Origin of the sequence: Staphylococcus sp. HMSC062A01, assembly GCF_001836805.1 — a bacterium.
Taxonomy (GTDB): Bacteria; Bacillota; Bacilli; order Staphylococcales; family Staphylococcaceae; genus Staphylococcus; species Staphylococcus haemolyticus.
In genome coordinates, this window is sequence record NZ_KV830640.1 from 118282 (window position 1) to 141580 (window position 23299).

At 31.5% G+C, this 23299-nt stretch carries 26 protein-coding genes and 2 pseudogenes; 8 read left to right on the forward strand and 20 right to left on the reverse strand.

Annotation, left to right across the window (positions count from 1 at the left end; translation table 11 throughout):
• Positions 1–342 precede the first annotated feature (342 nt).
• The 8 genes from HMPREF2715_RS09640 to HMPREF2715_RS09675 are packed head-to-tail and all read right to left on the reverse strand — an operon-like array spanning position 343 to position 6853.
• Positions 343–864 carry a Na+/H+ antiporter subunit G gene (locus HMPREF2715_RS09640; protein ID WP_070839929.1) on the reverse strand — a complete coding sequence of 174 codons (522 nt, stop codon included), beginning with the start codon at positions 862–864 and terminating at the stop codon, positions 343–345.
• Positions 839–1141, reverse strand: coding sequence for a Na+/H+ antiporter Mnh2 subunit F (gene mnhF2 / locus HMPREF2715_RS09645; protein WP_011276529.1), 303 nt, complete (start codon positions 1139–1141; stop codon positions 839–841). The genes HMPREF2715_RS09640 and mnhF2 overlap by 26 nt, the downstream gene beginning before the upstream one ends.
• Positions 1138–1620 (reverse strand): Na+/H+ antiporter Mnh2 subunit E, encoded by a 483-nt coding sequence (mnhE2, locus tag HMPREF2715_RS09650; RefSeq protein ID WP_070441982.1) that lies wholly within the window; start codon positions 1618–1620, stop codon positions 1138–1140. Before mnhE2 ends, mnhF2 begins: the two co-directional genes overlap by 4 nt.
• A complete protein-coding gene (gene mnhD2, locus HMPREF2715_RS09655; protein ID WP_037548242.1) occupies positions 1617–3116 on the reverse strand; it encodes a Na+/H+ antiporter Mnh2 subunit D in 1500 nt (499 codons plus the stop codon). The genes mnhE2 and mnhD2 overlap by 4 nt, the downstream gene beginning before the upstream one ends.
• The gene (gene mnhC2, locus HMPREF2715_RS09660; RefSeq protein ID WP_011276532.1) at positions 3106–3456 is read right to left on the reverse strand and encodes a Na+/H+ antiporter Mnh2 subunit C; all 351 of its coding nucleotides are present in this window, start codon (positions 3454–3456) and stop codon (positions 3106–3108) included. The genes mnhD2 and mnhC2 overlap by 11 nt, the downstream gene beginning before the upstream one ends.
• The gene (gene mnhB2 / locus HMPREF2715_RS09665) at positions 3453–3878 is read right to left on the reverse strand and encodes a Na+/H+ antiporter Mnh2 subunit B (protein ID WP_011276533.1); all 426 of its coding nucleotides are present in this window, start codon (positions 3876–3878) and stop codon (positions 3453–3455) included. Before mnhB2 ends, mnhC2 begins: the two co-directional genes overlap by 4 nt.
• On the reverse strand, positions 3865–6267 hold the full coding sequence (locus HMPREF2715_RS09670; protein ID WP_070839932.1) for a DUF4040 family protein: 2403 nt from the start codon (positions 6265–6267) through the stop codon (positions 3865–3867). The genes mnhB2 and HMPREF2715_RS09670 overlap by 14 nt, the downstream gene beginning before the upstream one ends.
• 28 nt (positions 6268–6295) lie before the next feature.
• Complete coding sequence (locus HMPREF2715_RS09675) at positions 6296–6853, reverse strand: tyrosine-type recombinase/integrase (protein WP_011276535.1); 558 nt, start codon at positions 6851–6853, stop codon at positions 6296–6298.
• A gap of 142 nt (positions 6854–6995) precedes the next feature.
• On the opposite strand from HMPREF2715_RS09675, the gene HMPREF2715_RS09680 reads away from it, so the two are divergent.
• The 5 genes from HMPREF2715_RS09680 (at position 6996) to sarA (ending at position 10470) form a co-directional block, all read left to right on the forward strand.
• Complete coding sequence (locus HMPREF2715_RS09680; RefSeq protein WP_011276536.1) at positions 6996–7202, forward strand: sigS mRNA-stabilizing protein SroA; 207 nt, start codon at positions 6996–6998, stop codon at positions 7200–7202.
• Between the two features lie 34 nt (positions 7203–7236).
• The gene (locus HMPREF2715_RS09685; protein WP_016930894.1) at positions 7237–7458 is read left to right on the forward strand and encodes a DUF2922 domain-containing protein; all 222 of its coding nucleotides are present in this window, start codon (positions 7237–7239) and stop codon (positions 7456–7458) included.
• Positions 7459–7769: 311 nt separating this feature from the next.
• On the forward strand, positions 7770–8696 hold the full coding sequence (locus tag HMPREF2715_RS09690; protein ID WP_016930893.1) for a DMT family transporter: 927 nt from the start codon (positions 7770–7772) through the stop codon (positions 8694–8696).
• A 140-nt stretch (positions 8697–8836) separates the two neighbouring features.
• Positions 8837–9772 carry an efflux RND transporter periplasmic adaptor subunit gene (locus tag HMPREF2715_RS09695; protein ID WP_256262278.1) on the forward strand — a complete coding sequence of 312 codons (936 nt, stop codon included), beginning with the start codon at positions 8837–8839 and terminating at the stop codon, positions 9770–9772.
• A gap of 323 nt (positions 9773–10095) precedes the next feature.
• The gene (gene sarA, locus HMPREF2715_RS09700; RefSeq protein ID WP_070441987.1) at positions 10096–10470 is read left to right on the forward strand and encodes a global transcriptional regulator SarA; all 375 of its coding nucleotides are present in this window, start codon (positions 10096–10098) and stop codon (positions 10468–10470) included.
• Positions 10471–10713: 243 nt separating this feature from the next.
• Here the strand turns inward: sarA and HMPREF2715_RS09705 are convergent, their stop codons facing one another.
• The 12 genes from HMPREF2715_RS09705 to HMPREF2715_RS09760 form a co-directional block, all read right to left on the reverse strand.
• A complete protein-coding gene (locus HMPREF2715_RS09705) occupies positions 10714–11523 on the reverse strand; it encodes an alpha/beta fold hydrolase (RefSeq protein ID WP_053019395.1) in 810 nt (269 codons plus the stop codon).
• 276 nt (positions 11524–11799) lie between these two features.
• On the reverse strand, positions 11800–12516 hold the full coding sequence (locus HMPREF2715_RS09710) for a hypothetical protein (RefSeq protein ID WP_011276542.1): 717 nt from the start codon (positions 12514–12516) through the stop codon (positions 11800–11802).
• A gap of 182 nt (positions 12517–12698) precedes the next feature.
• Positions 12699–13205, reverse strand: coding sequence for an SA0570 family protein (locus HMPREF2715_RS09715; protein ID WP_011276543.1), 507 nt, complete (start codon positions 13203–13205; stop codon positions 12699–12701).
• A 153-nt stretch (positions 13206–13358) separates the two neighbouring features.
• A complete protein-coding gene (locus HMPREF2715_RS09720; RefSeq protein WP_011276544.1) occupies positions 13359–14153 on the reverse strand; it encodes an alpha/beta fold hydrolase in 795 nt (264 codons plus the stop codon).
• A gap of 1 nt (position 14154) precedes the next feature.
• Positions 14155–14859, reverse strand: coding sequence for an HAD family hydrolase (locus tag HMPREF2715_RS09725; protein ID WP_011276545.1), 705 nt, complete (start codon positions 14857–14859; stop codon positions 14155–14157).
• A gap of 98 nt (positions 14860–14957) precedes the next feature.
• Positions 14958–15911, reverse strand: a complete 954-nt coding sequence (locus HMPREF2715_RS09730; RefSeq protein ID WP_070839935.1) for a FecCD family ABC transporter permease — start codon at positions 15909–15911, stop codon at positions 14958–14960.
• A 303-nt stretch (positions 15912–16214) separates the two neighbouring features.
• Entirely contained in the window at positions 16215–17081 is an 867-nt protein-coding gene (locus HMPREF2715_RS09735; protein ID WP_049425988.1) for an ABC transporter substrate-binding protein, read from the reverse strand.
• 220 nt (positions 17082–17301) lie between these two features.
• Positions 17302–17799, reverse strand: coding sequence for a DUF805 domain-containing protein (locus HMPREF2715_RS09740; RefSeq protein ID WP_070441990.1), 498 nt, complete (start codon positions 17797–17799; stop codon positions 17302–17304).
• Positions 17800–17864: 65 nt separating this feature from the next.
• Positions 17865–18629: a MerR family transcriptional regulator gene (locus HMPREF2715_RS09745; RefSeq protein ID WP_011276549.1), complete on the reverse strand. Its 765-nt coding sequence runs from the start codon at positions 18627–18629 to the stop codon at positions 17865–17867.
• Positions 18630–18727: 98 nt separating this feature from the next.
• On the reverse strand, positions 18728–19366 hold the full coding sequence (locus tag HMPREF2715_RS09750) for an endonuclease III domain-containing protein (RefSeq protein ID WP_070581152.1): 639 nt from the start codon (positions 19364–19366) through the stop codon (positions 18728–18730).
• Positions 19367–19450: 84 nt separating this feature from the next.
• Positions 19451–21112, reverse strand: coding sequence for an arginine--tRNA ligase (gene argS / locus HMPREF2715_RS09755; protein ID WP_011276551.1), 1662 nt, complete (start codon positions 21110–21112; stop codon positions 19451–19453).
• Positions 21109–21525 carry a YwiB family protein gene (locus tag HMPREF2715_RS09760; protein WP_011276552.1) on the reverse strand — a complete coding sequence of 139 codons (417 nt, stop codon included), beginning with the start codon at positions 21523–21525 and terminating at the stop codon, positions 21109–21111. The genes argS and HMPREF2715_RS09760 overlap by 4 nt, the downstream gene beginning before the upstream one ends.
• A gap of 288 nt (positions 21526–21813) precedes the next feature.
• Between HMPREF2715_RS09760 and HMPREF2715_RS11900 the strand changes: the two genes are divergently transcribed.
• From HMPREF2715_RS11900 to HMPREF2715_RS11735, 3 genes and pseudogenes are all read left to right on the forward strand, one after another.
• Entirely contained in the window at positions 21814–21909 is a 96-nt protein-coding gene (locus HMPREF2715_RS11900; RefSeq protein ID WP_011276553.1) for a type I toxin-antitoxin system Fst family toxin, read from the forward strand.
• Between the two features lie 270 nt (positions 21910–22179).
• Positions 22180–22276 (forward strand): annotated as a pseudogene (locus tag HMPREF2715_RS12320) (helix-turn-helix transcriptional regulator); the annotation flags it as partial.
• A gap of 146 nt (positions 22277–22422) precedes the next feature.
• Positions 22423–22929 (forward strand): annotated as a pseudogene (locus HMPREF2715_RS11735) (protein rep); the annotation flags it as partial.
• Positions 22930–23299 lie beyond the last annotated feature (370 nt).

Here is a 23299-nt window from a genome sequence, read left to right on the forward strand (position 1 = left end):
CATTGGCACAAATGGTTGTGTTTGTCCCATTTATAATTGCGTACCCAATTTTATTTCTGATTATATGGCTTTTAGAAATCTTTTATCTTTTTACAACGAAACACTGGTCTTATATGGACTTATTATTTTTATTACTTAGTTTAATAACGCCAATTTTATTATTGGTTATTCATTTTATAATCGCTACATCCCCCATACCTTTCCTACTTCTTTACATTTATTTAAGTATATCGACCGTGTTAATGACACTGGTCTCTTATATAAATTTAAAAAAATGAGATTGAGCATTTCAAAGTAGTAGTCTTAACTATTACTCATTCTTGTTCAATCTCATTGATTTAATCAATCTTTAGTTTCTCTTCTAGTTTCTGATAAACTTTCGATTTTTTCTTCTTGCTGTTTTTCTTTTTCTTTCTGTCGCTGCTTCTGAACATCGTAATAAATTTTTTCACGACGCTCTTCTCGAATTCGAGCTCGATTTTTAAGTTCTTCTGTAGAATTGTATTCTTTAGAACTTAATAAAATGGAAGATCGACTTAGTGCATCATCTTTGCGATACATGTATGCACCTGTCCGATATGCTGCTCTGGCAACTAAATGCATACCTACCGGTGATGTTAAATTAATAAAAACAATTGATAATAATAATCTAACACTAAAGAAGCTTTGTTCATTCGTAAAGTAAATTAATACACCCACTAATATTAGTAAGACAGATAGCGTAGAACTCTTGGTAGATGCATGACTTCGTAAAAAGACATCTTGAAATTTTACAATTCCAATTGCACTAATTACGGCAATGATACTGCCTAGAAATATGAGGAAAGCGGCAATCAAATCAATGATTTCGTTTATTTGTGCCATTGAATACTCGACCTCCCCCTATAAATCTAGAAATAGATACAGAACTTACAAATGAAATAATTGCAACAAGCATTATGGAATCAAGGAACGAAACAGTATTATAAATAACACTAACTATACCTATAATGCACATGATGACAGCACTGGAAGCATCGAATGCCACAACCCTATCAGCTGTAGTAGGTCCTTTGATTAAACGGAATAATCCAATTATGAACGCTATGCCAAATAATACTAATGCACTTGTAATAAAAAAATTCGTGAGCGTTTCAATCATTGTGACACCTCCGTAATCAAGTTCTCATATTGTTTTATGCTTTTAAGCAGACTTTCTTTTTCTTTTTCTGAAACATCTATACTGTGTATAAAGAATTTATTGGTAGTCTTCGAAATACGAATAACTGTTGAACCAGGCGTAATAATGATTAGAATAGTTAAAAACGTAATTGCCCAATCATTTTTTAAATTCGTTTCATATGTTAATAACCCAGGGTTCATATGTCTCGTTTTAAATAGAATATAATTAATAATACTAATACTAGAAGTAATTAATTGGTATAAATACACACCTAAGAACTTTATAGCAATCCATATCTTCTTAGGATAAAAAGATTGCCCAAAGAAACGATGTAATATATAAATTACGATTAAACCAATGATGAAGCCAGATACGAAGGTAGAGAATTGAAATGAGTCTTCATCTTGAAACAGTACCCATAAAAATGCGATTAATATGTTCAATACAACTTGTCTCATTTATTCCCCTCCTTCAAATGTGAATTGACAATGCTATGGAAATAATTATCATCCATATTCAATTTTGTTGCATTTTCAGTAGCATTCATCACAACTGGCGCTGCAATACCCATTGCAAGTACGACTGCGACTAAAATACCCAGAATCGTTTTACGGTGCTTAGGTAGTGGATTGAAATCAACCTGTTCACCATCATTGTCTCCAAAGTACATAATAAATAAAATTCTAAACAGACTATACATTGCTAATAGACTTGTGATAATCATTAACGCTAAGCCAATGTAGTTACCATTTTCAATCGCACCTTGGAAGATGAGTACTTTTCCTGGGAAACCACTAAATGGCGGTACGCCTCCAATCGCAAATATCATAACAACAAATGCAACACCAAAGAATGGTTCTTTCTTAGCTAATCCACATAAATATTTATATTCGCGGTAACCAGACATATAAACTAAACTACCTATAATAAAGAACAACATTGTCTTCACAATAATGTCATTCGCTAGATAGAAGATAGCACCATGTACACCTGCAAAGGTATTGGAACCTAGACCTAAAATGACAAAACCTATCGATAATATAACTTGATATGAAGCCACTTTCTTAATATCACGATATGCAATAACACCGAAAGCGCCTATAAGCATTGTGATACATGACATAAATACTAACAATGGATGTGTCACACCCGTATGTTGATCAAATAGAAGTGTAAAGAAACGAATGAGTGCATATGCACCTACCTTCGTCATTAACGCTGCAAATAAAGCGGCAAGTTCAGTGTTAAGCACTGCATAAGCTTTAGGCAACCACATAAATAGTACTAAGGCAGCTTTCGAACCAAAGGCCACTATAAATACAATTGAAATAATAATAATCGCTTTATTATCATGGATTTGATCTAAACGTAAAGCAACTTGTGAGAAGTTTAATGTTCCAACCATCTTGTATAATAAACCAATACCTAACAAGAATAACCATGATCCTACGATATTCAGTACAACATAAATAATGGCTGCTCTTAATTGTTCGACAGATTGTCCTAACGTTACTAATACAAATGAAGCTAGTAACATGATTTCAAACATAACATACAGGTTAAATAAATCAGATGTTAAGAAAGAGCCAATAACGCCTGTTGTTAAGAATAAGATAAAAGTAGGCAAGTAGTATCGATTAACACGATCTTCCCCACGACCAAATCCGTATGACATAATGAGTGTCACAACAAATGACGCCACTGTAACCATAACTAAACTCAGTGAATCACCTAAGAATTGGATACCATAAGGTGCTGCCCAACCACCAAAATCAAGCGTAATGGGTTTATGTTGTAAGACGTATATCAATAAACATAATGAAATAATTGTATTAACAGACATTGTTCCAATGTACAAAATTTTAGATAGCCTGTTCTTTTCTTTAGTAAAAACAAGGACTAATGCACATAACAATGGTAATAGGATTGGAAGGACTAATAAATTACTGTTCATTTTCATCCTCCTCTCCTCTTAATACATCAATATTTGCTTCTTTAGTAACACGGTATGTTCGATAAACTAATACTAGTAAGAAGGCAGTCATTGCAAATCCGATAACGATTGCAGTTAAAACAATAGCCTGCAATAATGGATCCACATAATTAGTATTAGAACCGTGAATTAAAGGTTCCGTCATCTTATTACTATAATGACCCATACTCATAATAATTAGATTTCCCGCATGCGTATAAATCGAAATACCTATAACAATTCGAATTAAGTTGAGTGATAGTATCATGTACGTTCCTATAAATACTAAAAATCCTATCACAAGTAATAATATTAAATTCATGATTTACCACCACTCAAAGCCAACATAATTGTTACGATGACGCCGACAACCGTTAACAATATCCCTAATTCAAATAATGTAATTGTCGTTACATGTAATTCACCTAATAATGGAAAATGGATGTATGCTTCACTTTGGTATAGGAACGATTTACCAAAGAAAACCGGAACGATTGCAGTAAGTGCTGAGATTATGGCACCAACAATCATTAACTTTTTAAAATCAATAGGTAAACTTTCTAATACTTCATGTACATCAAAAGCTAGGAACATTAGGATAAAGGCCGAACTAAAGATAAGACCACCTATAAAACCGCCACCAGGATTGTTATGTCCCGCAAAGAAAACATAAAAGCCGAATGTTAATAAAATAAATACGACGATTTTAGTAACGGTTCTTAACACAACATCATTTTCTTTCATCTTGGCCCCTCCTATCTTTGTAATGTAATAATGTATAAATACCTAAACCGGCAATAATTAAGACGATACCTTCAAACATTGTATCTAAGGCTCTGAAATCTCCTAAAATAGCATTTACAATGTTTTTACCACCAGTCAATTCATAGGCATTCGTATAATATTTAGAAATTGACTCTAGACCATCACCTTGTTGCGCAATAAATATGAGCGTTACTACGGCTCCAGCCATAATAAATGATACGATAATTTTGATTGCTTCTTTTTTCATATTCGCTGTTGTACGAGCGATATTTGGCAATCTAGAGAAACTTACAATAAAGAGAATGGTCGTAATTGTTTCTACTACTAATTGAGTTAACGCTAAATCTGGTGCTCTCATTAATAAGAAGAATAATGCAACACTGTAACCAATAATTCCATTTAAAATAACCATTGTTAAACGTTGTCGAATAAACACTAACGCTATACCGACAACACTAATCATAATGCCTAAAATAACTTCCAATGGACCAAATTCTGAAACTTCTATTTGATGTAACTTTGGCAAACCTACTTGGAATATGCCATATGCAATTAATATAGAGAAAATAAGAACCGTTATAATATTATAATGGTTTAATCTGTTATTCATTAAACCTCGAATCATTTGACCTGAATAACGTTCAAATCCTCGATACACGTTGCGATAAGAATTTGTAATAGAAGCATATTTAATGACTTGATGCGTAATAGCTTTCCAGTTTACTTTTAACGCTACAATGAGACCAACTATAATAACAATCACACTAAAAATGAGTGGCAAATTAACACCATGCCATTGAGAAACATGCGGTGCTATTGCATCTACGCTACTACCCAAATTGGTAACATTTCGTAGTGCCGGCAATACTAAGTGCTCAGTGAAAAAGTTGGGAATAAAGAAAATGATTGGTATCATAACCATTAAAATTATTGCAGGTAAACTGAACAACCAAGGTTCATGAATATGTTTCTTTGGCACTTTCTTTTCATCAAATTCTCCCCAATAAGTTTCTTTAAACATGTAAACTGCATACACAAAAGTAAAGATACTTGCTATAACACCAATAGCTACAACAATAATCGTTAACGTTAAACCAAATTGTTGAAGTTCGATTGCGCTAACTAAAGAATCGAAGAACATCTCTTTACTTAAGAAACCATTTAACAACGGCACACCTGCCATTGATAACGCAGCAAGTGTCATAACTAAATTCATTTTCGGGAAGAATTTACGCATTCCACTTAGTCGGCGAATATCTCTCGTACCAGCTTCATGATCAATGATTCCGACACCCATAAATAGAGCACATTTAAATATTGCGTGATTCATTAAATGGAATAAACCGGCGAATAAAATTAATGTATACGTCTCTGACATTGGACCTGATGAGTGTTGCGCAACACCTCCACCTAGACCAACCATCGACATAATCATTCCTAGTTGGCTAATTGTTGAATACGCTAAGATACCTTTTAAATCATATTGTCTTACGGCCGTTACAGAGCCAAATATCATTGTAATCAAACCTACAAAAGTAACAATATAAATATAACTATCACTTAAACCTAAGATAGGCGTGAATTTAAATAGTAAAAAGATACCAGCTTTAACCATAGTAGCTGAGTGTAAATAGGCACTTACAGGGGTTGGTGCAGCCATGGCTTTAGGTAGCCAAATATGGAATGGAAATTGGGCTGATTTCGTAAATGCACCTATTAACAACATTATCATCATTGGTATAAATAGAGCATGTTTACTAATGCTATGACTTTGAGTAAGTAATTCTGAAATCGTATTTGTACCAGTAATGATATACAACATAATGAATCCTGTTAATAAGGCTAAACCACCTAAAACAGTGATAATAAATGATTGAATGGCGCCTAATTGACTTTCGGCATTGCTATACCAGTATGAAATTAATAAGAATGACGATACACTTGTTAATTCCCAGGAAACATACATTAAGATAGTATTATTTGAGACTACAATACCCAACATACTAAACATGAATAATAATAAATATAAGAAGAAACGCGGTAAGTTATCTATATTAACAGATAAATACTGAGTAGCATAAAAGAATACTGCCACCCCTATAATGGAGATAATTAATCCAAACATTAATCCTAGACCATCTAATCGAAAATCTAGATTAACATCAATAGCGGGCATCCATGGAATTTTAAATTCTACAAATTTTCCATGTAGAACATTAGGAATTTGGGCTAAGAAATATCCCGAAGCTAAAATAGGCGCTAACAAAGCAATATATCCAGCGAACCGTCTCAATGGCTTAATAAACAACGTCATTAAGACGATTAACATAATAACTATTAGTCCACCTAGTAAATATACTAAGCTCATCAAAAGCCTCCTTTTCAGTGAAAATCAATTATAAATTTAAAGCGATAATTGTATGAAGTTCATCATCGGCAGACAACCCGATAAATTTCACCGTTTCTTGAGTTGTCTGATGACCTAAATATTTTTGTATGATTGCAATAGAAATACCCGATTGATAAGCATGATAAGCAAATGTTTTTCGCAAAGTGGTCAATCCAATATGACACAAACCTAACTCTTCAGCGGCATGATGAATGATTCGGTAAGCTTGTTGTCTAGATAACTCTTTATGTGTTCTTATCGATTGGAATAATAAATGATCATCCATAAGCTTATTATATTCAATAAATCTTCTAACCTCTTCACGTAAATCGTTTGGTAACAAGATTTTGATTGCAGGCGCACACGACTCAATCCAAGATGATTTTATTTCATCTTGATCAATCATTTTGACGTCTTTCACTTTTAGATTTAATAAATCTGTTAAACGTATACCCGTATGTATAGCTAATTTAAATAAAAGATAATCTCTATCAGATTTCTTTTTTAATACATCATACATCTTTTTTATATCATCTTTATTTCTGATCGGTTCAACTTGATTCATTTATCCACCTCATAAAAGTTTCTTATTTAATGATAAACCATATTTTAGTAACATTAAATGTTTTTGCTCAAATTTCTTTATATAAATGTGTCCCTTTTATGAATGGATTTCGATATATAGAGTGAAAGGAGGTGACAAACATATGAATGAAATTTCACAATTATCTGTTGTTTGCACGCATATCACTCACGACGCAAGTGGTAAAGCGAAAGAAACAAAACGTCGTTTTACTAACTTAAACACTAAAGCCACAGATTCAGAAATCAGATCATTCGTCAATATCATTGCACATCTGATTAATGAAACATTCGATAAAGTTGAGGTGGTTAAAACACAAGTTTTAGCCTAATTTAACTTAAAAATTAAGAAAGGAGGTATTCTACATGTCAAAGACTTTAGAACTTGCTTTTAAAACAAATTTAAATAAAACTGCTAAATTGCAATTCCCACAAGTTAACGTTGCTGTGTCTGAGGCTGATGCTAAAGCTGCTATGGATAATATTATTAAACTTAATATTCTACAACCTACAGTTGGCACACCTATTAAAGCCACTTATGCTAAATTAATAGACGTTACGAGTACTACTCTATTTGAAACTAAATAACACATTCTGATGTTTCAATGAGTGTGAGACAAAAAATGTTTCATGACTACTGCGTATATTCGTAATAGTTGACTAAGCTGACAAGACGCTTAAATCAAGCTTTTCTCACTTCTAGTCAACCTTGCGAAGCTAGGATGAAGAATTCGAAAAGAATTCTGTCCTAGCTTCTTTTTTTATAATTAATACTTCAATAATTTATATTCTGAGTCCACCATTAGTAAAATGCGTTGATATTCGTATTTTGAAATTGGAAACTAAAATGCGTATAATAATGATGTTTTAGTTATGAAAGAAAATATAGGGGGTCTATCGTGGCATTTTTATTTATACTCGGTATTGTGGCTGGTATGATGGTCCCAATCCAAACCTCAATCAATTCTCGCCTAGGACGATATACAGAATCATCTTTTTATGCATCTACCATTTCATTTTTCGTAGGTACACTATTTTTATTTATTTTAAATATGATTTTTAATCCTAAATTATTTGACGCTTCATTTTATAGTGGACATACAATTGACTATCATTGGTGGGTTGGTGGTCTACTAGGTGTTTGTTTCTTAACAGGAAACTTATTATTACTGCCTCGTTTAGGCGCAGCGTTAACTGTTGTCATGACAGTAGCTGGTCAAATCATCATGGGGGTCTTCATAGATACTTTCGGTCTACTTGGCGCAAGCAATCATTCATTCACTTTCCTAAAAGCAGTAGGCATCATAATCCTATTCTTCGGTATCTTATTAATGAACTATATACCTAAAAATAAACTCCAAGAAAAAACAAATCATATGTTTTATGTTTGGCTTATCATCGGCTTTATATTTGGGTTTGCGCCACCATTACAAACTACAATTAACAGTGGTCTAGCTCAGCAAATGCATAATTCGCTATTTGCCGCACTCGTATCTTTCACTGTTGGTACATTAGCATTATTCATTTTAACGTTAATATTTAACAGAAGTCTCAAAATTAAAATCACACATCCTGATATCGGTAAAATCAAGCCAATACATTTTATTGGTGGTGTTCTAGGCGTTGTATTTGTCACATCAAATATAATTCTGATGCCGTTTTTAGGTGCAGCACTGACAACTATCGTCGCAATGTTAGGTCAAATGTTAATGGGCGTTATCATTGATCATTTCGGTTTAGGCGTTCGCAAGAATCCAATAACACTTCGCAAGTTTAGTGGGCTAATTGCCATAGCTATAGGAATTATTTTGTTACGCCTCTTTTAGTTTTTACAACACTATATTAATATCTTTATTTAAAATGTCTTCTTTTCTTAGTAATTGAGAAGACATTTTTTTATTTATACGATATTACACTTATTCGTTATATCTCCATTGTATAATAGTTGTATAAAAATTTTATAGAGGTGATCTTATTGAAGACATTTTTTACCCCGTTAAGAATTTTAATTGCCACACTTATCCTCCTCGTCATATCCTTTGTATGTCATATTTATGCAAAAATTCCAACAGAACCTGACACATCTAAAATAGAAACCATTACTGCAAAACCTCAATACTCTCTTTCATTCATTGGCGAACAACAACCTCAAGAAAGTTTCACTTTATATTTCAATCCATCTTTAGGAAATGTTTCTTCCTTACTTGTCAAAAATGATGAAATCATCCATTCTGATACACCTTTATTAGAGTATTATAATCCGCTCCTTGAAAAGCTTATTGTAGATAAAAAGAAGGCCCTATCCTCACTTATCAACCATTCACCGAAACAATCAATTAGTCAACAGTTAACGCTAAACAGCCAAATATTAGAACTCCAAACTCGACTTCAAACACGCATTAATTCCCCTATTCCTGGAAAAGTAACTATCCTAGAAGCACATCCTTCTAAATTAAATACAAAAATAATGCAAATTAATAGCGAAAAACATATTATTCGTGCTAGTATAACTGAATCTCAATTGGAACATATTAAAGCGAATCAAGATGTAAACGTTACAAGAAATCACTCCAAATTATTTACTGGTAAAATTCTTTCTATCATTCAAATCCCTTATAAAGTAGAAAAAGGTGAATCAATTTATCAAGTAGATATTTCGACTCAAGATCAATACCCTCTTGGACGCCACTTTGATATCGATGTTGGAACTTCTAAAATAGAACTACCTATAAGTGCAATTTATGAAAATTATTATGTTTTAATTACACAAAATAACAAAATTATTAAAAGAAGAATAGAATATACTAAAAGTCAAAAAAATGGGTATATTATGGTATCCAATGGATTAAATATTGGAGATAAAGTGATTGTGCATCCTTCATCATCACTTCTACAAAAATAGCAGTGATTTTTTGCAATTGTATATTCATATTAAAATTTATTATATAGAGCGAAATAATAATTGTTCTTAATTAATTGATTTTTATAAATTGCTTTGAAATTCAAACAAAGAATATAATAATCAAAATATTGTTTTATTAAGTACTTCTTTGTTTACTTCTTAATTTTATTTAGTTATAATTAACTAAATAATATAGCATTAAATTAATTTAATAAAATTCTTTTAATCTAAATTATTTAAGTAATTTTAACTATTATAAGACGTTATATATAATTTAACGGGCAAAATAGAAAAAGTGCACAATTAGTTGGGGAGGTTTCAAAATGGCAATTTCAAAAATCAATGATTGTTTCGAATTATTATCAATGATCACATACGCAGATAAATTAAAAAACATCATCAAAAAAGAATTTTCAATTAGCTTTGAAGAATTCGCAGTTTTAACATATATTAGTCAAAGTAAAGAAGAGGCATATTATTTAAAAGATATCATTAATCACTTAAACTACAAACAACCACAAGTAGTTAAAGCAGTGAAAAATTTATCTCAAGAAGATTATTTTGATAAAAAACGTAATGAACACGATGAAAGAACTGTATTAATTCTTGTAAATAGTACACAACGTAAAAAAATCGATTCATTATTAAATAAAGTAAATACTCGTATCGAAGAAGCTAACAAAGAAACTGAATTATAATTTCTTTGTGGCTTTTCTAATTCTATTCGTTTCGATATGAATTTATAACCCTGAGATATTATTTTTAAATAACAAAGCCAATAAATGAAATCCGTAAATTTCACTTACTGGCTTTTTTGTATATCATATGTCGTATTACAAATGTATTTTAAATTATAATATTTCCATCTAATATATTAATGTAAAAGCTTTATATCATGATTCATCAAACAGGCATCCACTTATAAAAATAACTAATATCATTTAATGATTCACTTCTGTTACCTGTTCAACATTTTCTAAAAAACTTAAATATAAGACTAGAAACTTATCTTCTTCTTCAACATAGGGTGCATGTCCAGATTCTTCAAATAAAACCTTCTCAACATTTTGATAACGCTCTTCTATTTTATAATGATTCTTATCATTTATAATTGGATCATAGCGTCCGTTTATAATTAATGTAGGAACTTTAACATAATGTGTGTACCCTTTATTCGCATAAGCCGTATCTAAAAGTGCTCTGCTTGCTATAGCACTATCCTCGGAATTTTGTTTACTGTATAAGCGTTGCCGTTGAATCCATTTCATTGCTGATTCTTGTTCTTTATAGATATACGGGAATAATAAAAGTAATGCTTCAGATTTATTAAACCCTGCAATTTCGTCTTGGTGCTCAATCATTAATTTCGTAAAACCATGAACGATATCCTCAGCTTTTGAAGAGATAATTGTTAAAGATAATAAATGATTTTCATGTTTTTCGGTAAATTCTCTAGCAATAACCCCTCCCATATCATGACCTAATAGATGCGCTTTCTTTAAGTTTAATTTATTGATAAGTACATATAAATCTTTCACATGATCTTCTAAGTTATATGAATCTGGACGTGACGATTTACCATGTCCTCGAACATCATACGCAATCACTCTATAGTTTTGTTGGAGTTGTTTGTTTAATAAATCAAACGCTGCCGAATTACCATCTAAGCCATGAATTAAGATAACGGGGCTGCCATGTCCTTCATCTTGATAAGCTAATTTTGTTTGGTTTAACGTTTCGATTTTTTTCATATTGGCACCTCCCTTAATTGTTACTATACCCACTTCATTAAAAGTTACGCTATGAATGTTCTTAACTTTATTAAAATCATTATTATATAAATATTTTTTAAATTAAAAAAGCACTTGTTACAAGTGCTTTTTAACTCAGTCAATGACTGCCAATATAATAACTCCTGAGACATTGCTTATGTCCCAGGCCCTACTCTCAAGTTAATTTGCTTATCTATTTTGAACTGGGAATGTAAACTCAAATAATATTTATTTCAAGCTTATGTTAATTAAGCGTTACACCCTCGTCCTTGATGATAATTTAATTGTATAAAAAACGATCAATGCCACTATCATGATCCATATAATAAGAGAAATGATTTGTGCAATTTCAGGTTTTGTCACTACTGCATCAATCGTCTTTTGACAGAATAATAAACCAATTGCTGTGTACTCTATTTTTTTAAAAAAGACACCGATCAAGCTTAGTATAATACCTATAAAAAAAACGACTTGATGACTATAAATAGTGATGGGAATGATTCCCCAATTTAGATTAAAAGCACGCATAATGATTAAAATTAGTGCAATTATCGCAACGATATATCCTAGTATCATTTCAAAACGATTGCTATATAGAAACTTCTTCTTATCAATACGAATATTAATAAAAATCGATAATGGAAAAATGATTATACAATAGAATATAGAAATTGCTGTAGCCGCTTGAAATGGCACATATTGCTTATCATAAAGATATGATATTAAGATAAAATTCATAATAAAGAAAATAACAGGATTCGTTTGTAAACCGAATAAATTTCGTTGAATAATCAAAATAATTTGTGCTGGAGATTTGCCACGATAATCTAAATAATCTTCATCTTTTGATTCAGACCTTTTCAAATCATTGCGCAAATTTTCTTTTATATCATCGATTAAATTAGGTGCCATCCCTTTGTGGCTAAAGTAATCGTTAATATTTTCAAGTAACACTTTATCGTTGGTTCTCATGAGTTACTCCTTTGCTATAGTTTAATAACATCTATACGATTGTTAATTGTTCAATTTAAAATTTTATCATACATTGACATTATTTTCTGTTTAATGACGAAAAATAAGAGCATGACGTTATTCAAAAGTTAGAATTTAACGTCATGCTCCTAGTGATGAAATTATAAAATTTGTTATTTTTATTATTTAGCAAGATCAATACGATATAATTTTAAGTTTTTATCTTGAGGTGAATTTGAGCCAAATTGATAGCTTGTTTTACCTTTTTGAATATATCCAAAATTGCCGCTTACTTTATTATATTGAACTCGTGCCACTGCATTTTGGCCTAAATTTTTCTTAACTTGATTATAAGTTGGGCCATTAGCTTCATTATAAGTCATAGAAATTCTAGTAACATAACCTTGGTTCTTTTTACCTACTGCAGTTACAACTAATAAACCTTTATTTGTGCGATACTCATAATAACCTTCATTGTTGCTTGGATTTTTAGAATAAATCGGTGTACCATATTTGTTTGAAACATTTTTGATTGATTCGCCAAGTGTAATATTTTCTAATGATTTTTCACCTTGAGTTAATTGTTGAACTGTTTGAATTGTATTACCGCTAGCTGCTTCAGCATGATTAACGCCTACTCCTGTCATTACTAGTCCAGAGACTAAAAATGCCGCTACTAATTTTTTCATAAGCACTCTCTCCTTTATCTCGTTTCTCGTCTTGTGCTTATTCATAGTATACCCCATTTATTACTAAAATAACAGTATTGTTACGAAAATATTACAAAATAAGTTATTTTATGTAACAAATCAGGATGACGACTGAAGATATCCTAACAACAATTAGTGTTCAGGCATATATTTCTTAATAAATGGTGTTACATCTTCAATAAACTTATCTTTCTCTTCCTCAAAAGGATATAAACTTGATTGAGCATACACATCAAATTGTGACTCTTTAACTAAATCGGCTACTTCTTTAGATTCAAGTGTTGTAATACGCTCACCATGTTCTCCCGCAATAATTAACGTCGGTTTCGTTACATGTTCAAATACGCTTGAAATCGCAGTTTCTTTGAACACATCTTCAATCGCTTGTGTCTCCTCTTTTGTAGAAATTGCATTCGTATCCTCAACATGTTTTAAAAACTTATTAACTTTTCTCGGCTTATGATAACGATGCTTTTCTAAAAACTTATTTTGTTTTTCGTCATCCCAGTTTCTAATTTTATGTGAATATTTTCTGAATAAACGTTCTTCAGGTAATTCACCCTCAATAGATGTTGGTGTTACCATTATGAGGGATGACACATAATTAGGATAACGTTCTGCCAAATCCGCAATTATGGCTGCGCCCATTTCATGACCTATTAATGCTGATTCATCAATATACAAATAATCTAGTAATTGTATGATATCATCGGCAAATTCTTTGAAATCAATTTGCCTTGGTTTATCTGAATAGCCATGTCCTCTTAAATCTAGTAAAACTACTTGAAAAGATTTTGCCAATTCTTTTGCTAAATTTTGAAATATAGAAGCATTTTCATATGCTGTATGTACTAAGACAACAGGATATCCCTCACCCATCGTATTGTAATGTAAGGATAAACCACCTTTTCTAGTAAATAAATCCATCTTATGAATCTCCTCCTTGTTTTATATGAATCGGTAATATTGATAATAACTCTTCACTTGTAGTAATAATAAAGTCAACCTCTTCTTCTAAAGGTTCTAATTCAGCGTCATCATGTTTAAACCACACACTTACCATGCCCATTGCGCGAGCTGGTGCTACATCATTTAAAGCATCATCACCCACATACATTATCTCTTCAGGTTGAACATTTAATTGATTAATCATATCTTCAAATATTTTAGGATGAGGCTTACGGAATCCTACAGTTTCAGAAGTTGATAAATAATTGATTACATGCCCTAATCCTAATGATTGTAAACGAAATTGTTTAATTTTAGATTTACCATTTGCGATAACACCTAAAACATAATTATTTTGCGATAATTTCTCCAAAGTATATAGCGTGTCATAATAAGGGAATACGTAACGATAGAAATGCATTTCAAAATCATTAAATAAATCTTTCCATGTTAAACGATCAATATGGAACTGCTTAATAATTGCTTTATATAAATCAGGTTTATCATTATCTTCATCGTCATCTAATTCTATAAATTTTTGTTTAAAATCTGCTAATTGAACATGTACGAAGTAATCATGAAATCGTTCATATTGTTCCTCAATGAATTTATCTCGAGATTTTGTTCTATCTAATAATGTACCTTCTAAATCAAACACGATTGCTTTTATATGACTTAAGTCCATTGTCAATTCCCTCTTAACTCTATAATTATTCTCATTTTATCAAAAAGTCTTCCATAAAATAATAACGTAACATCCATGTGATACAGTTAAATGTATGTTTAAATATCTTTAGATTGCTTAAGCAAAATGTAAAATAATGTTGGAATACCTATTAAAGCCAAAATAATACTAGCTGGTATTTGCACTGGATGAATTAACACACTACCAATCCAATCTGCAATCAACATCATTGTAGCACCGATTAAAATATTTAATATCATTTGAATGCCTAACGTAAATCTCCAATAATAGCGTCTTATCAGTTGAGGCACTATCATGCCGATGAAACCAATAACACCTGTATATGCTATCGCGACTGCTGTTATTATAGATGCTAGTGTTAGTATCAAAAACATGACTTGTTGGACGTTTAAACCTAATGACCGGCTCTTCAATTCACCTAATTGTAATAACTTAATCGCTGGCACCATACTAAGTAGAATCAATATAATAGGTATAGCTATTAGACCGATGTATATGACCTCTCGCGTTTCAGCCGCTGCAAATCCTCCGAAAAAGTAGTTAGCTATTTGGTTCATCTTATTAGGTTTAATTAAAACTAGAATATACAATAATGCATTAAAGAGTGCACCTATCATCAAACCAGTAATAATAAGAATTTTAAGTGGATAACCACGTGAGATTTTGGCAGCAATCATTAAGACGATCAACAATGCGATTAAACTAGTGCTAATTGAAAAGATGGGCACCCAAATAAAAGATAATCCTAGAAATATCGCCAATCCAGAACCGAATGTAGCACCACTTGCCAGTCCTAATGTAAAACTATCGGCTAGAGGATTATTTAAAACAGTCTGAAACATCTGACCTGCTAGTGTTAATATTGCTCCTGTTAATAAGGCCTCAATAATTCTTGGCAACCGAACTTTAAGCAATATCATTTGATTAAATGAATCCGTTAAGCTCCCTAAGTCCCATAGTAAATAAAGTCCTATGGCACCGATTAAACATATGCACCAACTTAGAAATGTTAAATATATATTTCTTGTCATTTTATCAACTCATCAATAATCTTTCTATTATTTCTTCTATTATAACTGATGATATAAAAGAATGGGACTGAGGGCAGCATTCTTTTATATTCGTAGACTTAGCTTGCATTAGTTATAGCATTTCTATATAACATTCTTTTTGCTAGGTCCCGTAGTTGCATAGTCGCAAAAATAATTAAAACTGAGAAAAGCTTGATTTAAAGCTCTTCTCAGTTCAGTCAGCTATAGGGGATTTGTAATGTAACTTTTCAATATAAATTGTACTAATCTCACTTTTACAATAACTATTTAATTCATATGAATTTATCTTTTATAAATAGCGTCTCTTAATTGTTTTAAACCTTCATCAATACGAGGGCCTGGACGTGAAATTTCATCACCGTTCACAGTTTCAATACGTCCATTTTTCACAGCTTTAATTTGACGGAAACCATCACGTTTTTTAATCACTTTATAGTAATCTGATTTAGATAGACCTTCTGTAGAAATGAGGATATCTGGATTCTTTTTAATGATACCTTCTTTATCCACTGGTTTCCAACCTTCTATATTTGAAAAGCTATTTTTAGCATCTAATTGGGATAACATGTCATCAAAAAATGTATGTTTGCCTGCTGTATATATTTCAGGTTTAGAAGAGACTTCCATAAAAACAGATTGTGACCTATGATGTCTTGGCACCGACTTTATTACTTTTTCAACATTGTGCTTCGTCTCATCAATAAGTTCGTTAGCTTCATGTTCACGTCCCGTTACTTTACCTATTTGTTTAAAAGTTTCATACGTTTGATCCAATGATTGTGCATCTTTCACATAAACCACTTTTACGCCATTTTTTTCAAGACTATCTAACACTTTCTTTGAAGTTCCTTTTTGAGATTCATGTGCTAAAATTAAATCGGGTTTGACTTTTAATAAGGCTTCTTTATTTAAATTCATTGTATTAAATTGTTCTTTCCCCTTTTTAACATCTTTAGGGTAATCGTCCACTGTAGAAACACCTACAACATCTTTTCCGAGACCTAATTCATAAAGAATTTCCGTATTACTTGGCATAAGCGACACGATACGTTTGTATGAATGCTCTTTCGAGTTGGAATCAGATTGATTACTTTGTTTATCTTCTTGTTTATGTTGGTCGTTTTGTCCACAAGCGACAAGAATCAACATGACTAAACTAAGTAATATCCATAACTTTTTATTTAACACGTTCACACATTCCTTTCTAGATTATGTATGCATATATCATAACAAATAATATTAAATATTAATTTAGTTTTTTATATTTAATTGTGTAATTTTATATTATTATTTGTTTCATGGAAAATTTTAAATATTAAAAAGCATTGAATATCTCTAAATTTAGAAATACTCAATGCTTTTCTTAACATTACGTTGCCTTGGGATTAGTTCCATACTCATTTGTACCTTTTTCACTATCTGTAACACAATAAATCAATGCGAAAATTGATACAATTAATAATACGATCGAAATAACTAATACAACTACCGTTGCAATCATCAACGATACGTCAGAATAAAAATTACTCAAATACACATTAGATATTGTTTCTAATAATACAATTAATCCTCGTAACAGCATCGATATTAACATAATTAACGGAATTAACATTGTGCGCCCAACATCATGAAATCGACGTACTGACATAGTAAATGTACCTATTACAATGATGACATCAATCGTTTCATACACAATGTTAAAAAACGTATCTCCACCGCCAAACACCCATTTAAGTAAGTCTGCAAGTAAACTTAATAATACAAGTACGATGATATTAGCTAATGTTGCAAACCAATAATGTCGTCTACGAGTTCGACCTTGTACATTGAAATAATTTTTCCAGAATAGCTGATACGACTCAATCATTATAGCGTCTCCTTTAAATATGATTCACTATAATCATTACACAATAAAGAATTGAAGAGAATACTTTATTTAATATAAGCTCGAATTGCTCTTGCAATATATTCATTTAAATAATCATTACGATTTTTATTTATATTTTTAGCAAAACGTTCATCACTTTCATAAGTGAGTGTCATATATTCTAAGAATTGATTGTCCGCATTTGGTACTTGTCGTTGTAATATCTTTTTTAACGTTTCGATATTTTGATACGTAAATGCGTCATCCGCTGAATAGCCATCTTCCAATAGTTGATTCATCTCATTAAAAAATTGATTGAATTGTTCATTAGTATGATCATCATTATCTTGCTTCTCAGAATCACTAAATTGAGTTCTATTAACTTTATATGACTGATAGTAATCCGTGTCACCATATTTTAGCGCCGCTTCTTTATCATATTGTTCATTCACATCAAATTGATTAAATTTGTCCATATTAATCTCCTCATTTCTATGATTAATTAGATGATGATTGAGGTAATCAATGATTTGATTCAGGTGATTTCGTTGATGAATAATTTGAGCATAATTTTCTTCTAATATTACATTTTTATCATTAATACTTTGCTGAAAATAGTTTTGAATGTTCTCAAGCGATAAATTGAGTTGTCTAAGAAATAAAATTGTTTGTAATTTTGATATATCTTGAGAATGATAATAGCGATACCCGTTATCATCAATATAACTAGGCACAAGTAAACCAATCTCATGATAATAACGTAAAGTTCTTGTACTAACCGACGTCACTTTGCTCACTTCATTAGGTGTAAAATAGTCATGATTTAGCATTATTTTATTCTCCACTTTCCTTTATTTTTAATATCATTAATACCTCATTCATCTATTTAAGAGTGTGGACTATGACATAACGTTAAAGTCAATCATTCTTAATTAAAATGATCTTCTAAAAATGTGTATTTTTGAGTCCCATTTCCATTAAAATAGTTTTTCCCAAAATTATCTAATAAGGCATGAAACTCGTTAGCATCTTGATTCGTAAAATGAGGAGGCAATGAAATTTGCTTTTTAAATTTATCATAACTTTCTGTATGGGCGTAACCTAACTTACTATACAAACGTCTCGTATAACTATCAGGAATAAACTCGATACCTTTAAAGATATAGACGAGTAAAACATCAGCTGTTTCGCTACCGATGCCACGAATTTTTAGTAATTCTCTTCTTAGATTATCTCCATAATGTTGAGCAATATTTTCATAATCAAAATTAAATTGATTTAACCACTGAAACAAAGCATGAATGGCTTTCCCTTTATTCCTATAAAAGCCGCTGGAACGGATCGTTTCTTGTAGTTCAGTTAATGGCAACGATAAAATTTTTTGAGGATCAAAGTTTGTTTTTTCTTTTAACCGAAGTAAAGCCATGTCTGCATTTTTCCAATTCGTATTTTGGACTAATATAGCACCGAGCATCATTTCTTCCGAGCTCTCAGCGGGCCACCAATGTTGCGGTCCCATATGCTCTAATAAAGTTTCGTAAAGTTCTTCTGTCGTAAGCGTTGGCATACTCTCACTCCAATCTTTACATAATAATACCCTCACAAATCGAAATTTATGAGGGTGTTATCAAAATTTATATAATTCTCTTGATTACATAGATTCAGGTGCAGAGACACCAACCAGTGCTAATGCATTGTGTAACGTAATTCTTACTGCATCTACTAAAGCTATATGAGCTTTCGTCTTTTCTGCATCATCTGTTAATACTTTTTCAGCATTATAGAATTTGTGGAATGCAGAAGCTAAATCTTGAATATAGTTTGTTAAACGATGTGGTGCGCGATTTTCTGCTGCACTTTCAATAGTTGGTTCAAATTCAGCAACCTTCTTCAATAAGTCGATTGCTTTTTCATTTGTAATCGTTGAAAAGTCAGCATCAGCAGTAACTTCAACACCTTGTTCTTTCGCTTGTTTTAAGATTGAGCAAATACGTGCATGCGCGTATTGAGCATAGTAAATTGGATTATCTTGTGACTTTTCTTTGGCAAGTTCCAAATCAAAGTCGAAATGAGAATCAGGACTACGCATTGTTAAGAAATAACGTGCAGCATCAATGCCTACTTCATCCATAATTTCACGTAAAGTAATCGCATTACCTGTACGTTTACTCATCTTCACTTCGACTCCATCTTGCATTAAACGAACCATTTGCATGATTTGAATTTCAAGACGATTACTATCCACACCAAATGTTTCAAGACTAGCTTTCAAACGATTAATATAACCATGATGATCGGCACCCATTAAATCGATTAGGATATCATTACCACGATTAATTTTATTGTAATGATATGCTGTATCTGGCGTAAAGTATGTGTAAGTACCATCTTTCTTAATTAATACTCGGTCTTTATCATCTTTAAAGTCAGATGTACGTAGCCATGTCGCACCATCCGCTTCATACGTATAACCTAGTTCATTCATTTTAGCTAATGTGTTATCAATGGCACCATTTTCATATAATGATGTTTCACTGAACCAGTTATCAAAGTGGACGTTGAAATCAGCTAAATCTTTTTTCAATTTATCCATTTCATAATCGACACCTAATTGTCTGAATGTTTTAAGACGTTCTTCATCAGAGTAGTCTTTCATTTCAGGGTGTTTATCAGCTAAATCTTTACCAATTTCGATGATATCTTTTCCGTTATAACCATCAGCTGGCATTTCATGACTTGTATCACCAAGTGCCTCGAAGAAACGCGTTTCAATAGAACGTGCTAAGTTAGTAATTTGATTACCCGCGTCATTAATATAATATTCACGTGTTACATTATAACCTGCAGCAATTAAAATATTAGCTAATGAATCACCTACAGCAGCATTTCTAGCATGACCAATGTGCAAATCACCAGTTGGGTTAGCAGATACATATTCTAATAAAATATTCGTGTTCTTAGATTCTTCTGCACAACCGAATTTGTCACCTTTATTGATAGCTTCTGGGATAACTGCAGTTAAATACTGATTATCTAAGTAGAAATTAATAAAACCAGGGCCCGCGATATCTACTTGCTTCACGTTCGCTTTACTTGTGTCTAAGTTATCAACGATAGCTTGAGCAATTTCACGTGGATTACGTTTCGCAACTTTAGTTAATACCATTGCAATATTCGTTGAATAATCCCCGTTTTTAGTATCTTTTGGTATCTCTACTTTAATTTCGGGAATATCTTCAGCCAGATTAGCTTTTTCAATACTTGCTTTAATTTCTTCTATTAAAGTTGATTTTACTTTTTCAATAATATTCATTCGCTTATCTCCTTATAATTAATTTCATATTGATATGAGCCCATCTTTTCATCGTTCTGATGTAACTCGTATTGAATTTTTAATTTTCCACCATTTTCATTCACAAAATGCAGGATGCTACGTGTTTTAACAGTTAAAGGAATACGACCAGCTGGTATATCGTAAAGTGTAGTCGTATCATGACCTTCCACAAAGTGAAGATTCATATTAATATCGCCTTTGCGTATTAATTTAACACCGCGTTCCTCAATTTTAATTGTTACATTAACAACTGCATCTTCAATTTGTTCTTGGTATCGAATATAATCTGCGTTTTTCTTTTGCCATGAACCTTGAGCAGCAAATTCAAATTTTTGTTTTTCACCATTTTGTTTTAGAACTTGTTTCGTTTGAACGTCTATATTCTTATTCAACGTTTGCCTCACCTTAGCTTCTAAATAATACACCACATTATAGCATAAATTAGATAGTGCATGTAGGTGATACTTCTCAGTTTTAAAGCATTTAGGATATATAAGTATCATCATCTATTTTGATAAATTTAGTAATAAAAAGAACAGTATATAGGTTAAATCTTGGAAAATATTACTATAAAATGACTTATTAAAAGTAAACCATCAGCGTGTATTTGGAGATGATATAATATACTAGTCGCCTATCTCTCAGGCGTCAATTTAGGCGTAGAGAGGAGGTGCTAATCTATGCTAGAAATCCTTGTTCACATCACGACCACAGTCATCAGTGGTTGTATTATTGCGATATTCACGCATTGGCTACGTAATCGCAATAATAAATAGGCGACCATAGCCACACCTAAAAATCCCCTCACTACGGCAATAGTGAGGGGATTGGTGCATCTATGCTAGTTTCCTTGTTAACTAAATTATAACACTGGTGAGTGGAGAAATGCAAAATGATTTCACACGATGACTCAACTAATTAGAAGAAACATATTAAACAACGGTAGAAATTGAGGTGTGCGATATATTCGATACTAGATAAACAACATATTTTAAAATTGTATTTTCTTTTTTAGGTAACATCATTCTCACATATCAATATTATTAGAAACTATTAATGTAATAGAAAACAATATATGATCCTACATTGACATTAGCATTTAATTTGGCAAGACTATTTGGTACCACTGTGGATGAATTTTTTCGGTTCCGTTGCAAAGTTAAAATTATATACACATCTATACAAAACTATAAAAACAAATATTGTTTTAACAGTAAAATGTTTTGTTAGTATTAATTATTTTTCGTTTTTCAGTATAAATATTACATGATTTTTAACTTTGCAACGGAACCTATAACAAAGAGCGGGATGATTATAATCCCCATTTTCACGTTTTAATTGCCGTTAATAAATCGTATTTTAAAGATACTAAGTCATACATCAGTCAAAAAGAATGGCTGAATTTATGGCGAGATGTAACGGGTAACGATGAAATTACACAAGTTCATGTTCAAAAAATAAAACAAAATAACAACAAAGAATTATACGGAATGGCGAAGTATTCTGGTAAAGATAGCGACTATTTAATTAATCAAAAAGTATTCGATGCATTTTATAAATCACTCAAAGGTAAACAAATTCTTGTTTATTCTGGTTTGTTTAAAGAGGCAAGAAAGAAATTAAAAAATGGTGATTTAGATTATCTTAAAGAAGTAGATCCGACAGAATATATTTATCAAATTTTTTATCACTGGAACCAAAAAGAATACTTAGCGAGTGAAATTTTTGATTTGACCGAAGAAGAAAAAAGAAAAATTAATCATCAAATGATTGATGAAATCGACGAAGAAATTTGAGTATAAATTTTGATATTTTTTCTAAAACGTTAGCCAAAAAGCTAGCGTTTTTTTATTGAAAAGTGCTAAAAAACGTTTGGGTACATTCTGGGTACAGACCTAATATCTTGTGGGTACATTTTGGGTACTTAAGCGATTTTGGATACCTGAGTAAAAATGCTGTAAGTATTGAAATGTCTGGCTTCGCCAGACCTACCTTTTTAAAAGGTAGCAAATTTCCCTTATGCTCTTAATTTTTATTTTGGACAAAATCAAGATTTTGGTATTTTTACAGAAATCAGCCCCTGCAGAAACTAAAAATTGGTATTACTTTTTGAAGGATTTTATGCAAAATTTTAATTTGCATATAAATGGGCAGTGTCTAAAAAAT

What these genes read in the sequence shown, in the direction of transcription:
- mnhE2 (WP_070441982.1), bottom strand. Translation starts at nt 1,620, where the DNA reads ATGAGACAAGTTGTATTGAACATATTAATCGCATTTTTATGGGTACTG.
- HMPREF2715_RS09750 (WP_070581152.1), bottom strand. Translation starts at nt 19,366, where the DNA reads ATGCCAACGCTTACGACAGAAGAACTTTACGAAACTTTATTAGAGCAT.
- HMPREF2715_RS09740 (WP_070441990.1), bottom strand. Translation starts at nt 17,799, where the DNA reads ATGATTGAGTCGTATCAGCTATTCTGGAAAAATTATTTCAATGTACAA.
- HMPREF2715_RS09725 (WP_011276545.1), bottom strand. Translation starts at nt 14,859, where the DNA reads ATGGACTTAAGTCATATAAAAGCAATCGTGTTTGATTTAGAAGGTACA.
- HMPREF2715_RS09730 (WP_070839935.1), bottom strand. Translation starts at nt 15,911, where the DNA reads ATGACAAGAAATATATATTTAACATTTCTAAGTTGGTGCATATGTTTA.
- HMPREF2715_RS11900 (WP_011276553.1), top strand. Translation starts at nt 21,814, where the DNA reads ATGCTAGAAATCCTTGTTCACATCACGACCACAGTCATCAGTGGTTGT.
- argS (WP_011276551.1), bottom strand. Translation starts at nt 21,112, where the DNA reads ATGAATATTATTGAAAAAGTAAAATCAACTTTAATAGAAGAAATTAAA.
- HMPREF2715_RS09675 (WP_011276535.1), bottom strand. Translation starts at nt 6,853, where the DNA reads ATGAATCAAGTTGAACCGATCAGAAATAAAGATGATATAAAAAAGATG.
- HMPREF2715_RS09715 (WP_011276543.1), bottom strand. Translation starts at nt 13,205, where the DNA reads ATGAAAAAATTAGTAGCGGCATTTTTAGTCTCTGGACTAGTAATGACA.
- HMPREF2715_RS09710 (WP_011276542.1), bottom strand. Translation starts at nt 12,516, where the DNA reads ATGAGAACCAACGATAAAGTGTTACTTGAAAATATTAACGATTACTTT.
- mnhD2 (WP_037548242.1), bottom strand. Translation starts at nt 3,116, where the DNA reads ATGAACAGTAATTTATTAGTCCTTCCAATCCTATTACCATTGTTATGT.
- HMPREF2715_RS09685 (WP_016930894.1), top strand. Translation starts at nt 7,237, where the DNA reads ATGTCAAAGACTTTAGAACTTGCTTTTAAAACAAATTTAAATAAAACT.
- HMPREF2715_RS09735 (WP_049425988.1), bottom strand. Translation starts at nt 17,081, where the DNA reads ATGTTGATTCTTGTCGCTTGTGGACAAAACGACCAACATAAACAAGAA.
- HMPREF2715_RS09640 (WP_070839929.1), bottom strand. Translation starts at nt 864, where the DNA reads ATGGCACAAATAAACGAAATCATTGATTTGATTGCCGCTTTCCTCATA.
- sarA (WP_070441987.1), top strand. Translation starts at nt 10,096, where the DNA reads ATGGCAATTTCAAAAATCAATGATTGTTTCGAATTATTATCAATGATC.
- HMPREF2715_RS09745 (WP_011276549.1), bottom strand. Translation starts at nt 18,629, where the DNA reads ATGCTAAATCATGACTATTTTACACCTAATGAAGTGAGCAAAGTGACG.
- HMPREF2715_RS09720 (WP_011276544.1), bottom strand. Translation starts at nt 14,153, where the DNA reads ATGGATTTATTTACTAGAAAAGGTGGTTTATCCTTACATTACAATACG.
- HMPREF2715_RS09670 (WP_070839932.1), bottom strand. Translation starts at nt 6,267, where the DNA reads ATGAGCTTAGTATATTTACTAGGTGGACTAATAGTTATTATGTTAATC.
- mnhF2 (WP_011276529.1), bottom strand. Translation starts at nt 1,141, where the DNA reads ATGATTGAAACGCTCACGAATTTTTTTATTACAAGTGCATTAGTATTA.
- mnhC2 (WP_011276532.1), bottom strand. Translation starts at nt 3,456, where the DNA reads ATGAATTTAATATTATTACTTGTGATAGGATTTTTAGTATTTATAGGA.
- mnhB2 (WP_011276533.1), bottom strand. Translation starts at nt 3,878, where the DNA reads ATGAAAGAAAATGATGTTGTGTTAAGAACCGTTACTAAAATCGTCGTA.
- HMPREF2715_RS09680 (WP_011276536.1), top strand. Translation starts at nt 6,996, where the DNA reads ATGAATGAAATTTCACAATTATCTGTTGTTTGCACGCATATCACTCAC.
- HMPREF2715_RS09705 (WP_053019395.1), bottom strand. Translation starts at nt 11,523, where the DNA reads ATGAAAAAAATCGAAACGTTAAACCAAACAAAATTAGCTTATCAAGAT.